Below are 11,645 nucleotides of genomic sequence, written 5' to 3' on the forward strand. Positions count from 1 at the left end.
GGGTAGCCGCACAGAAGCGGTGGAACGAAGCGCCATTCGGGGGGAAGTTCATGAAGCACAGCACGCGGGCCCGCGGGGATGCGGAAGCGCTCGCCCGGGCTCGTCATTGTCGGGCGATCGTCGGATTGCTGACCTTCGGGGCCGGCCTGGCGTGGCTTGCCGTGGACGGCAGGCGGATTCGCGACGCCGAATCCGGATGTCCGGCGGGCCAGCCGGCGCGGTGGGCTCCGTAGGTTTGGGTCCGGTTTCGGTTACTGCAGGGATGCCAGGTTGTTGACCGAGGTGCGAATGTCGGATCGCACAACCCTGGCGACCAGCCCCCCGACCGGCCCGCTGAGCACCCCGCCCTTCAGGTCCGCGGTGAGATGAAACTTCGATCCGGGATGGTCGTCGGAGATGGTCACCCCGACGGCGATCCGGATTCCGCCCCGGCCGCGGCCTTGCAGCTCAATCGATTCCGGTGCGCCATAACAGGTGACTTCCCAGTGGATGATGTTGCGGAAGCCCTTGACCTTGATGCACGACGACACGCAGGTGCCCTTCGCGATGGTCGAGGGAACCGGCCCGCGCCAGCCGCCGAAAATCGTCAGCCACTCATCGAATCGGCGCAGGTCGGACGCGAGCTTCCAGGCGGTCTCCGGTTCCACATCCGACGACATCGAAACATCTACTCGTGCCAAGTCTTCTCGCTCCTCGTGAGACGGTCGGTTTGGACGGCATACCCGGCGCCGACGAAGAGATAAACCCGATCGCGGCCCCTTAGGGCCAGGCCTCCTCCAACTGGTGGGCCACATCGATGACTTGCGCGGCCTGGGACTGCGGTGAGTCGATTTCCTCGGCGACGTACGCAGCGACGAAGCGACGGATCTCGCCGTCGACACCGGCCAGGACGCGCAGCACCTCGCCGCGGAAGGACTTCGACGACACATTGACGGTGATGTCGGAGGGCCGCGGCTTTGCGACGTCGACGATCAGGAGCAGGGGCTCCGCGGCGCGTGCCGTGGCGCGCAACGCGATGTCTCCGGAGACCACGAACCGCTGCTTGTCGAGCCGCAGGTCCAACAGCAGATCGATCGACAGCGGGATGTGGATGACGAACGTGATGTCGTCACCCAGACGGCGGGTGACCTTCGGGTCCTGAATCTTGACGTTGGCGCTGACCTTGGCGATACCGCCCGGGCCCTGAGCGATCGGCTCCATGGCGAACTCGTTGCCCGCGATTTCTGCGAAAGCGGCGGCGACACGCTCGGGGGTGACGGCGACCTCGAAGAATCTGCGGCCGAACTCTTCGTAGGTGACATAATCGCGATTTTGCATAGGCTTATACCGTCTCACGTCCCCTGCCGGAACGGCCGCTGATCTGCTCGCGTCGCAGCAATTCGCGGCGGAGGTGGCCCGGACCAGGGCGGATATCACGAGGATGTGATCCGCACCCAACCTTTGCGCTGTGAAGATCACCACACGCGTGGCGCTTCGATTCGGTGTTCGGCCGCCGGCCTGGGACGCTTGACTGACTTGGAGGTGTTTGGAGCTGATGTGCGCCCATAAGATGACCGAGCCGGTTGCCGAGCCGCGGTCGTTCCTGTCCCGGATCGAGGGACCGCTCACGTGGCTCGGCGGCGGGCACTGGCGCGAACGCGGTGAACGCCACGAGCGGTCCACCCACGCCGATGAAGCCTTGGCGGGCGCGGTCGTGCTGCTCGGCGCCCTGCTGGCATGGCTGGTCGCCGGCTTGGCGGTGAGCGAGGCGACGCGGTGGTCGATGCTCGCCGTCGTGCCGCTCACGCTGGTCTTCGGCCTGCTGGTGGGCGCGGTGGCGCGCGGCACCGCCGGCGGGCCCGACCGGCGCTGGCCCGGCATCGCCGCACGTGCGGCCGTCGCGGTGGCGGTCGGCGGCGTCGTCGGCGAGCTCGCCGCGCTCGTCATCTTTTCCAGCTCGATCGACCGCCGCCTCGACGAGCGGGCCTTACGCGGCGCCGACTCGGCGCCGGCCGTCGCGCAGGCGTCGGCATCGCTGCAACAGGACAAGGACGCGCGCACTGGGCTCGATCGGGCCGTCGAGCGGGCTCGCGAGCACCAGGACCAGGCCTTGGTCGTCGCGCGCTGTGAATACAACCCCACCCCGGCCTGCCCGCAGACCCGGATCACCGGCGTCCCCGGGTCCGGGCCGGAAACACGGACGGCGAACGAGCTTCTCGCCGACGCCCAGCACGAGCTGGACAACGCGCTGGCCGCTCGTGACGGCCAAGCTCCCGGGTTGGACGCCAGGATCACCCGCGAGGAGCTGGCCCTGAACCAGGCACGGCAGGGCGTGGTTGCGGACGCCGGCCGGGGCCTGGGCGCACGCTGGGTGGCGATGAACGACCTGACGTTCGCCGGCGCCGGGGCTTTGGCGCTGCGGCTGGTGACGATCGCCTTCTTCGCGCTGCTTTGCCTGCTGCCGCTGATCCTGCGGCTGTGGCGTGGCGAGACGAGCCACGACCGCCACGCCACGGCGCGCGCGGACCAGGAACGCGCCGATCTCGAAGCCGACACCGCGATCGCGATCAAGCGGGCGCAGGTTCGCCGCGAGGCCGAAATCATGTGGGCCGAGCACCAACTCACGCAGGCCCGGCTTGCCATCGAGGCCCAGACCGAGATCGACCGGGAACAGCAACGCCGGCGGGTGACCGAAGCCCTCGAGGCCCCGGTGCGCACCCCGTCGCACCGTGCGTTCGAGCCGGCGGAGGACGACATCTACCTGCCGATCGCCGCGGAAGCCGAGGCGGCCAGCCGGGCGATCGCCCCACCGGCACCCGCGCCGCCCGCCGCCGAGGAAGTCGAGGAAGTCGAGGAAGTCGTGGCCGAGGCGGCCCCCGAGAACCTGCCTGCGCACATCGAGCCGCGCGGCGAGGTCGAACCCCATGAACCGCGTGCTGAGCGCGCGACGCCGTTGATTCCGTCCATCCCCGACGCCACCAAGGCCGCGGCCCGCTGGATTCGCCCGTTGGTGCCGCCGTTCGTCGCGCGGGTGATCGACAACACGACCCAGCCGCTGCGCACCGCGCGTCAGGTCTTCGAAGAGGTCGAGGAGATCAGGTTCTCGCTCAAGCGCACCCACAAGGTGACGTTCGATTCGGAAAGCGCCGAGAGCAGCGGGCAAGCGCCGCACCATGCGGAGAGTCCCGCGGCGGCGCGGGTAGCGTCGTCTCGCGAGCGGCGCGGCCCCGTCACCCGCCATGGAGTGGGGAGCCACCGGCAATATCCTTCAGCGCGGGGGGTGGCCGCGAGGGACATCGAGGATCCGGCGCTCGGGCCGGCCGAGCGCGACCGCACGGGCGAGCTCACCCAACGGGAGGGCCCGCGCCAATTGCGCGGCCCCGAAGGCCCGCGCCAGTTGCCGCCCGGCCAGTGAGCGCCATTGCCGGGCAGGGCCATTCGGATCACCGGGATTTCGGATCACCGAATTTCGGATCACCCGGATTTCATTGCGGGGTCAGCTGCCGTTAAGGTTCCGTTCGGCCACGAAGGATGCACGCTTGCCGCCGCTTTGGAACAATCACGGAACTATGAGACTCGCGCTGCTGATGGCCGGCGTCGCCGTGGTGATCGGCACGGCCGCCCCGGCCTACGCCGACCCCGACGCCAAAGACCAAGCCTTCCTCACCGCGCTGACACAAGCCGGGCTGACATACCTGAACGCCGACCGCGCGATCACGGCCGGCAAACAGGTGTGCAGCCTGGCCGACGGCGGGATGACCGGCGAGGAGATCGTCAAGGACCTGCAGGACCGCAACCCGGGGTTCGAGGGCCAGGGCGCCGCCAAGTTCGCGGCGATCGCGGCATCCGCGTACTGCCCCGAAAAGCTGTCCCAAACCGAGGATCAAGGCCCGGCGCCGAAGCCCAGCGGGGCATAGCCGAAAAGATCGCCGCGGTGCGCGGGCGCAGTAGCTGATTCACGCGAAGGTATGATCCTCCCGACCAGGGCGGGGAAGTACCGTGGATCTCGTGAGGCGGCGGCGATGGCAGGGCAGGATCTCGCGGTGAGAATCGCGGGAACGATCGTGGCTCCGGCCGGCGCATGAAGATAAGCCTGTTCCTCGCCGACGCGGCGCAGGCCGACGTTCAATCCGGCAAGGTGCATGCCCTCGGGCTGGGCTGGCGGCAGTGCCAAACACCAACGCCCCCTTTCGCATTGGTGCTGTTCCTGGACATCGACTGGGATGAGACCAACAAGCCGCACAAGCTGACGTGCCAGCTGTTGACCACCGACGGTGAGCCGGTGGTGGTGCGGGGAGCCCAGGGGCCCCAGCGGATCTCGTTTGAAGCGTCCGCGGAGGCCGGGCGCCCGCCGGGGGCGATCCACGGCACGTCGGTTCGCATGCCGCTCACGCTCAACATCCCGGCCGGAATCCCGCTGGAGTCTGGGATCTACGAGTGGCGGGTGGAGGTCGAGGGTTTCGAGCAGGCGACGGTGGTCGAGGCGTTCGTTGTCGTCGGTGCCCCGCACGCGCCGGCGGGACCCGCTTAGCCGCGAGGGTGCGGCTACCGAGGTGGCCGCTCGAGAAGTGCGCGGCCAGTTGCACTTTCGCGGGACTGGCTCCGCCGCACTACTCGTGGCCGAAGGCCGCGTAGAGTTCGGGCAAGAAACCCGCCAGGTGGTTCATCTCCTGGGCGCAGTGCGCCAGCAGATTGCGACCGCTGGCTACCGGGTCGCCGAGTAGCCGCGACGCGATGGGACGCAAAGCGCTGGAAGCGACGCCGGGGGCGTTGCGGACGGCGATGTGCGGTCCGCCCATCCAGAACCGTGACCGCATCTCGGCGCCCTCTGGCGTCGACCTGATGTGATGGATGAACCATCCGACATCCACGGGTGCGTCGGCGGCGCCCAATCGGGCGCAAATGGCCACCGCATCGTCGCCGTCGGGTGGACAGCCCATCTCCGCCGGCGCGATGAATTGGATTGCGCCATTGAGCATCGTGGAACCGATGTACTCGCTGATGAGCGACCAGCGGCCAATGTAGCGCCGGGAGCCCTGACGACCCCCCTCTTGAACGTCCGAGCCGTCCTTCCAGGCGGCGGAAAGGTGCGCGCGCGGATGCCACAGCTTGTAGCGGCGGGTGTCGCAGCCGTGCCAGCCGAACCACCATGACCACATCGCCGGGGCGACGCCGGGCATGTCGGTGCGTACCGATACCTGGTAGCTGCCGTCTTCGAGAACGCCGTAGCCGTTCTCGGTCTGCTGGTAGCCCTCCTCGGCGACGCCGGCCGCGTCGCCGAAAGCCGGCAGCGCCATCCCCCCTTGCGGGCCATGCTGTAGCGCCTCGACGACATGCGTTGGAAGCGGGGCCATTTCGGGCTTGAAGAACTTGCCGAACGGCGTGTTCGCGTCGTCGTTGCGGTAGCCGAGGTAAAGGTCGCGGGTCATCAGAGTCGTCCCATCCAGGCGTTGAAGAGGCCGTCGGGATCATACGCGGCGCGCGCTTGGTCGAGCCGCGCCATGGCCTCGTCGGTGGCGAACCGCGCCGGGCGTTGGCCGAGGTTCTCGTCGGCAAGCTGAATTCCGGTGGCCAGGTGGGACATCGCGGCCATGTTCGATGCCGCCCAGTCGCCGTACTTGTCGTCGTCGGCGGCGTCCTTCCAAGAGCCGTAGAGGGCCAGATAGATCTCGTCCTCGATGCTGTAGGCCATGTCTTGGCGGATGGGCGAGGGCCCCCAGTTCAACCACAGGAAGTGGGAGGGAGCCGGCGGCATCGTGTCGAGGATCTTATGGATGCCCGGCAGCAGGTCCCCGGCCGACGCCGAGGTCCACATGTTGTCCGCGGTGTAGCGGTGGTCGTCCAGGTAGTGGGTCATCACGGCGGCATACCAGGTGGGCAGATCGCTTGGCAGGTAGGGAACTTTCAACACCGCTCGATCCAGCACCGGGCAGGTCTCGAATATCGCCAGGGCCTTTTGGGCTTCCTCCTCGGAGTCGGCGAACGCCGGCGACGCGAACGCGATGCCGGGGCTGTCGACACCCATCTCCGGCAGGCTGCGGGTCGCGATGGCCTGCATCTCGACGCGGCGGTCCACGTCGGCGCTGATGCCGCGGGCCCAGGTGTAGACCTCATCGGCGACGTCCCATGGGTAGACGTACACGCTGGTGCCGCAGGTGGCGGGGCGCGGGTACAGCTTCAGGTAAAACGACGTGACCACGCCGAAAAAGCCGGGGCCGGCGCCGCGGGCGGCGAAGTAGAGGTCGGGGTGATTGTCCGCATCGCAGTGGATCTGTTCGCCGTCGGCGGTGACGACGTCAAGCCCGACGACGCTCTCGCACGCCGGCCCGTAGATGCGGCTGTTCCAGCCGTATCCGCCCTGCAACAGGTAACCGCCGAGGCAGACGCCCTTGCAGTGGCCGCCGGGGAAGAACAGGTTTTGCGCCTCCAGGTCGGCCATGAGCAGGCTGCCGCCCTTGCCCGGCCCGACAACGGCGGTCTTCTTCTCGGCGTCGATCGTGGCGTGATCGAGGCGGCCGACGTCGAGCAGCACCGCGCCGTCACGCAGGTGGCTGGCCGCAAAGCTGTGCCCGCCCGACACGACGTTGACCTTGTGCCCGTTGGCCTTGGCATAGTGCAGACCCGCGACGATGTCCTCGGCATCGACGGCCCGGACGATCAGCTCCGGGTACCGGTCGGGCACCCTTTGGTGCCACACGGTGCCTTGGCGGGCGGCCTCGTAGCCGTCATCGCCGCGGAAAAAATGCCGCCCGGCCGGTAGCGCGCCCATCTGGAGCTCCCTTGATCCACAATCCGGTTCTTGTTGGTCCGCGATGCGGAACACTATAGTGGCATCGTGCCGCCCACGGGGGAGAATCCGCCAACCGGTCGCGACGAAGGCATCCAGGTGTTACGTCGCGCCGCCGCCGCGCTCGACGAGATCGCCGCCGAGCCGCGACGGCTCCGCCTGGTCGACCTCGGCGAGCGGCTTGGGCTGGCCAAGTCGACGGTTCGCCGCCTGCTGGTGGGCCTGGTCGAGGTCGGGTTGGCCAATGTCGACGCGCAGGGCCGCTTTTCGCTGGGCGAGCGCCTGCTGGGGTTCGGCAGGGCCGACGGCGCGCAGATCGCAACCATGTTCCGCCCGACGATCGAGCGGGTGGCGCGCGCAGCCGACGGCGAGACGGTCGACCTGTCGATACTGCGGGGCCAGCGGATGTGGTTCGTTGACCAGATCGAATCGTCGCATCGCCTTCGGGCGGTTTCGGCCGTCGGCGTCCGGTTCCCGCTCGAGTCGACCGCCAACGGAAAGGCGGCCCTCGCCGCGCTCGAGGACGCCGACGCCGAAGCCGCGCTCGTCAAGTTCCACCCCGAAGTCGCCGAGTCGCTGCGCGCCGAGCTCGCCGAGATCCGGCGCACCGGGATCGCTTTCGACCGCGACGAACACACGCCCGGGATTTCGGCGGCCGCGATCGCGCGGCGAGCCGTGGGCGACAACATGGTCGCGATTTCGGTTCCGGCTCCCACCGAGCGCTTTCGCGAGAAGGAGGGGCGCATCATCGACGCGTTGCGTGCTGCGGCCGACTCGCCGGCGTGGACGCGTTGAAGTGCCCGCCGGGGCAGGTATGGCAAATGGGCACGCCGTCAACAGGTTTCGGCGGCACCGACCCGCTGAATGCTGGCGGCGGCCGCGGTACCCCCCAGGACCCCGGCCGCGCCAAGTTCCCAACCTCCGCTCAGCAGGTCACCGAGGACCTGGCGAACAGCGACCCCCACTCCCGACGCGCCGCGGACTGCGCGTCGACGAAGCTGGGCGTCTTCTCCCCATCGCCTGCCAGGTGGACAAGCGCCCAAGCCATGGCGAACACCGGCACCTTGTGACGCATTGCGGCACCGTGCAATTCATCGAAAGCGACGTGCGAAGGGCATCGGCGAAGGCCGATGAGGATGCCTCGCGCGGTGTCGAGAATGCGGCCGGAATTCGGGCCATACGATGTCTGGGCTGGAACCCAGTTCGCCATCATACTGTCGATACCTCCTGTTGCGCCCGAACAAAATCCGCCACGCGTGTAGCGGAAGAGAATCCGTGCGGTACGCATCGTCGCGCCCGTGATTCTCAAAAGGCGCCCTGTGCAATGATTTGCGGATTTAACGAGTTGTGCCAGACCGCGGCCCATATCGATGCGGGCTTGTGACCGTTTCGGGATCGTCCGGCAGCCACCTGACAAGGAGCGCATGGTGGCCGGTTGGCCACAAGATTGGTGACCGAGGACTCTGTGGTGAGAACTGCTGTGAGCGCACACTTAAGCGCCATGCTCGGTCCACTACTCGACGTTTTTCGCCTCCGGCAGTATTTCAACGCGATAACCCGCACCCGAGAGTGGGCGCAGGGATTGCAACGAGACGCGGGATTTCTGACGGACGCCGCACGAGCCGCGCTTCGCCTGCCGTTCGGCAAGCCGCCTGCCCAGGATCAGCAGCCATTTCCCCCGGCGGAGCCGTACGTCACCACAGTCATGAACGGTCAGCGCATTGCACTTGCGGCAACCGGCGGAAGCGGCGCGATGGCCTCGCTGGTGGGTGCCGCACGTGCGCTGGAAGAAGCCGGTCTTCGTCCGTCGGTCATTTCGCTGTGCTCGGGCTCGGCATTGTTTGGGTTTCCGCTGGCTGCAGGCATAAACGCCGAGAAGGTGGCCGCCTTCACTCTGGGACTGATGCCAAAGGACTACGTCGACCTGGACTGGGGCCGGCTGCTTCGGCAGGCGCTCGCCGCCGGGCGGGGCTTTGCCGGCATCATCGCCGGGGACGTGATCGAAAACACTTATCGACGTCTCGTCGGCGATATGACGCTGGGCGACATGCCCATTCCCGCGTACGTGCCGATATGGAACGTCGAGCAGAACCGGATCGAATTCATCGGCCCCAAAACATATCCGGGGCTTCCGGTGGCGCGTGCGGTGCACATGGCCATCGCGCTGCCGTTGTTCATCCAGCCCGTGGAGTTCGGCGGGTTTCACTGGTGCGATGGCGGGATCGTCGATATCTTTCCGGTCCACGCACTCCTCGACATCGAACCGCCTTGTGACGTCACGCTGGCGATCAACGGGTTCTACCCGCCGGAATTCGCGGGCGAGGACGCCACAGGATGGGAGTATCGGCGTGCCAGCATTCTGTACGTCGCGAGCCAGGTACGCACCTGCCAACAAGTCGAGCTGGCCCGGGAGAACCTGGCTCGGCTGCGCGCCGAGTCCAAAGTGATCATGATCGAGCCGGTACCTTACGAGGTGGTTCGGGGTATTGGCTTTTACCGCCAGTTCCTCAGCACGCGCGACTGGGCCGGATTCATGCTTGCCGGGCGTAACGAGGCCCGCCGGGCGCTAGCGGCAACATCGCGCGAATCAGGCGGCGAGCGCTAATACTTCGTCGAAGCCGGCGACCAGGGCCTCATAAAAGGTGTCGTAGTCGGGTATGGCGGCGGTGTCGATGTCGATGCCCAGGGCGCATGTGTCGACGTAGGTGAGCAGGGTGACGTTGACCGCCGCGCCGATCGTCGGGCCGAACGCGTATTGCGCGCGCACCGGCGCGCCGCCCAGGAAGACCGGCACCGGCACCCCGGGCACGTCGCTGGCGAGGAAATCGACATGGCGCAGAACGGAACCGATGTACCAGCGCGGCATCAGGTTGAGCGCGCCGGCGATCAACTGCGTGTACGGCAGGGATCTTTCGGTGCGCACCGCGCCCGCGCGCTCGTGGATTGCCCGGATTCGTGTCGTCGGATCGGCCTCACTCGCGGGAACGTCGAACCGCATCAGCGTGATCCGGTTTCCACCCATGCCATCGGCCTTCGTCCGCAAGCTGATCGGCATCGTGAGGTGCAGGTCGCCGATCGCGACGCCGTGCTTTTCGTGGTAACGGCGTAGCCCGCCGGCCACCCCGGCGACGAACGCATCGTTCAGGGCGCCACCGGAGCGGTGCGCCGCGTCGCGCAGCTGCGGCATCGGCACCTGGTGCACCATGAGTCGACGGATCAGGCCGCGGTCGGTGAGCAGCGGAGAACCGGTGTGACTTATCGGCCGAACGGTTCGGTAGACCGATGCCGCGGTGGCGGCCGCCGATCGGGCCGTCGCGATGGGCCGGCGAACACCGCCGTACAGCAGCCGCGGGACCGCTTTGACCGCTCCCGCGAGGGCGTTCGCCAGCAGGCCGGCGTCATAGCGCCAGGTATCCCGATAGCCGGCGAGCCACGACGGCCGCGATGCTTCGGGCTCGGGCGGCAGCGGCTCGCGCCGGCACAGGTCCTCGGAAAGGTTGAACAAATGCATCGCGATCTGCACGCCGCCGATCCCGTCGGTGAGGGCGTGATGGAACTTGCACATCACCGCCGCACCGCCGCGCTCCAGTCCATCGATCAGCGTCGTCTCCCAGAGCGGCCGGGCCCTGTCGAAGTCCTGCATCTCGGCCAACCGGGCCATCTCGAGCACGTCGTCGAGCGTGCCGGTCCCCGGGGCGGCAGCTCGGCGGATGTGGTAGTCGAGGTCGAAGTCCGGGGCGTATTCCCAGTGCGGCGGGGCGGGGGGCCGCGACGGCATCACCCGTTGCCGGAACATGGGGAATTTGCGGCTGATCAAGTCGAATCGTTCGCGCACTTCGTCCCAGTCCGGCGATCGATCCAGCAGCACGATGCTGACCACGGTTGATCGCAGCCGTGGATCGCTTTCCATCGCCCAGGTGAAGGCGTCGCTGTTGCGCAGGAATCCGGTCATCGCATGCTCCACGCCCTAACCTACGACTAGATTTGGCGGAGGTCAGCAGGTCTTTGGCAGCCAATGACTTTGGTCCCCAGATATCGGGCCATTCGTCGGCTCCGGGCCGGCGTGGCAGCTATCGGGATTCGGCGTCCGCGTCCGCGTCGGCGAATTCGCAGAATGCCGTGTAGGCCCGGGCGCCGTAAATGGTGGCCGGACCGCCGTGCATGAGGATGGTGACGCCGATGGCCTCGGCGGCTTCCTCCCGGGTGGCGCCGGCGCGCGCGGCGGCCTGCGCATGCGATGCGATGCAGCCATCGCAGCCCTGCACGACCCCGATCGCCATCGCCATGAGCTCCTTGATCTTGCGGCTCAGCGCCCCGTCGGTGAGGGCGGCGCCGCTCAGCGCCGCAAACCCCTTGTAGACCTCCGGGATCTGCTTGCGCAGCTCGCGGTGCTGAGGCAGCAGGTCGTGGAGGATTTCGTGATGATGCTGTTCGTCTGGCATGGCTGGGCTGCTTCTCAGCGGTGAATCGCGGGCTTCAGCGAGTCGATGGCCGCCTTCAGCTTGTCGGTGACCTCCTCGGCGACCGGGCGCAGTCCCGGTTCTCCGGTGACCTCGACGAGCAGCTCGGGATTCATGGCCTCGACGAGCACGGTGCCGGCGTGGTCGCGGTCGGCGCGCACGACGACGTTGCACGGCAGCAGCAGGCCGATCTGGGGGTTCGCCTCGACGGCGCGATGCGCCAGCGGCGGGTTGCAGGCGCCGAGGATCAGGTAGTCCTCCATGTCGTGGCCCAGCTTGGCTTTCAGCGTCGCCTTCACGTCGATTTCGGTGAGCACACCAAAGCCCTGATCCGCGAGCGCCTCGCGGGTCCGCGCGACCGCGTCCTGGAACGAGGTCTGCAGCGGCGTCGAAATGGCGATGTTCATCCTGACTTCCTT

General features: G+C 67.7%; 14 protein-coding genes. 6 read left to right on the forward strand and 8 right to left on the reverse strand.

What is annotated here, in order from left to right; genetic code table 11:
* Positions 1-50: 50 nt before the first annotated feature.
* Positions 51-233 (forward strand): hypothetical protein, encoded by a 183-nt coding sequence (locus tag VMD50_RS11415; protein ID WP_325427852.1) that lies wholly within the window; start codon positions 51-53, stop codon positions 231-233.
* Positions 234-251: 18 nt separating this feature from the next.
* Here VMD50_RS11415 and VMD50_RS11420 read toward each other — a convergent pair whose 3' ends face one another.
* Together VMD50_RS11420 and VMD50_RS11425 are read right to left on the reverse strand one after the other, a co-directional pair.
* The gene (locus tag VMD50_RS11420; protein WP_325427854.1) at positions 252-680 is read right to left on the reverse strand and encodes a type II toxin-antitoxin system Rv0910 family toxin; all 429 of its coding nucleotides are present in this window, start codon (positions 678-680) and stop codon (positions 252-254) included.
* Between the two features lie 79 nt (positions 681-759).
* Positions 760-1,317 carry a hypothetical protein gene (locus VMD50_RS11425; RefSeq protein ID WP_325427856.1) on the reverse strand — a complete coding sequence of 186 codons (558 nt, stop codon included), beginning with the start codon at positions 1,315-1,317 and terminating at the stop codon, positions 760-762.
* A 217-nt stretch (positions 1,318-1,534) separates the two neighbouring features.
* Between VMD50_RS11425 and VMD50_RS11430 the strand changes: the two genes are divergently transcribed.
* The 3 genes from VMD50_RS11430 to VMD50_RS11440 all read left to right on the forward strand — a co-directional run bounded on the left by VMD50_RS11430 (position 1,535) and on the right by VMD50_RS11440 (position 4,510).
* Positions 1,535-3,394 (forward strand): DUF4407 domain-containing protein, encoded by a 1,860-nt coding sequence (locus VMD50_RS11430; protein WP_325427858.1) that lies wholly within the window; start codon positions 1,535-1,537, stop codon positions 3,392-3,394.
* Between the two features lie 154 nt (positions 3,395-3,548).
* Complete coding sequence (locus VMD50_RS11435; protein ID WP_325427860.1) at positions 3,549-3,896, forward strand: DUF732 domain-containing protein; 348 nt, start codon at positions 3,549-3,551, stop codon at positions 3,894-3,896.
* Between the two features lie 164 nt (positions 3,897-4,060).
* Positions 4,061-4,510, forward strand: a complete 450-nt coding sequence (locus VMD50_RS11440; protein WP_325427862.1) for a DUF6941 family protein — start codon at positions 4,061-4,063, stop codon at positions 4,508-4,510.
* Positions 4,511-4,589: 79 nt separating this feature from the next.
* Here VMD50_RS11440 and VMD50_RS11445 read toward each other — a convergent pair whose 3' ends face one another.
* Together VMD50_RS11445 and VMD50_RS11450 are read right to left on the reverse strand one after the other, a co-directional pair.
* A complete protein-coding gene (locus VMD50_RS11445; protein ID WP_325427864.1) occupies positions 4,590-5,408 on the reverse strand; it encodes a DAPG hydrolase family protein in 819 nt (272 codons plus the stop codon).
* Positions 5,408-6,748 carry an FAD-binding oxidoreductase gene (locus VMD50_RS11450; RefSeq protein ID WP_325427866.1) on the reverse strand — a complete coding sequence of 447 codons (1,341 nt, stop codon included), beginning with the start codon at positions 6,746-6,748 and terminating at the stop codon, positions 5,408-5,410. Before VMD50_RS11450 ends, VMD50_RS11445 begins: the two co-directional genes overlap by 1 nt.
* A 66-nt stretch (positions 6,749-6,814) precedes the next feature.
* Here VMD50_RS11450 and VMD50_RS11455 point away from each other — a divergent pair, with 66 nt between their 5' ends.
* The gene (locus VMD50_RS11455) at positions 6,815-7,561 is read left to right on the forward strand and encodes an IclR family transcriptional regulator (protein ID WP_325427868.1); all 747 of its coding nucleotides are present in this window, start codon (positions 6,815-6,817) and stop codon (positions 7,559-7,561) included.
* Positions 7,562-7,691: 130 nt separating this feature from the next.
* Here the strand turns inward: VMD50_RS11455 and VMD50_RS11460 are convergent, their stop codons facing one another.
* Positions 7,692-7,979, reverse strand: a complete 288-nt coding sequence (locus VMD50_RS11460) for an ANTAR domain-containing protein (RefSeq protein ID WP_325427873.1) — start codon at positions 7,977-7,979, stop codon at positions 7,692-7,694.
* Positions 7,980-8,267: 288 nt separating this feature from the next.
* Between VMD50_RS11460 and VMD50_RS11465 the strand changes: the two genes are divergently transcribed.
* Positions 8,268-9,371 carry a patatin-like phospholipase family protein gene (locus VMD50_RS11465; RefSeq protein WP_325427869.1) on the forward strand — a complete coding sequence of 368 codons (1,104 nt, stop codon included), beginning with the start codon at positions 8,268-8,270 and terminating at the stop codon, positions 9,369-9,371.
* Here VMD50_RS11465 and VMD50_RS11470 read toward each other — a convergent pair.
* The 3 genes from VMD50_RS11470 to VMD50_RS11480 all read right to left on the reverse strand — a co-directional run bounded on the left by VMD50_RS11470 (position 9,354) and on the right by VMD50_RS11480 (position 11,633).
* Positions 9,354-10,718 (reverse strand): wax ester/triacylglycerol synthase domain-containing protein, encoded by a 1,365-nt coding sequence (locus VMD50_RS11470; protein WP_325427870.1) that lies wholly within the window; start codon positions 10,716-10,718, stop codon positions 9,354-9,356. The two genes, VMD50_RS11465 and VMD50_RS11470, sit on opposite strands and share 18 nt — an antisense overlap.
* A gap of 118 nt (positions 10,719-10,836) precedes the next feature.
* Positions 10,837-11,208: a carboxymuconolactone decarboxylase family protein gene (locus VMD50_RS11475; RefSeq protein ID WP_325427871.1), complete on the reverse strand. Its 372-nt coding sequence runs from the start codon at positions 11,206-11,208 to the stop codon at positions 10,837-10,839.
* A 14-nt stretch (positions 11,209-11,222) separates the two neighbouring features.
* Positions 11,223-11,633 carry a DUF302 domain-containing protein gene (locus VMD50_RS11480; protein WP_325427874.1) on the reverse strand — a complete coding sequence of 137 codons (411 nt, stop codon included), beginning with the start codon at positions 11,631-11,633 and terminating at the stop codon, positions 11,223-11,225.
* Positions 11,634-11,645: the final 12 nt, after the last annotated feature.

The organism is Mycobacterium sp., from assembly GCF_035506235.1.
GTDB lineage: Bacteria > Actinomycetota > Actinomycetes > Mycobacteriales > Mycobacteriaceae > Mycobacterium.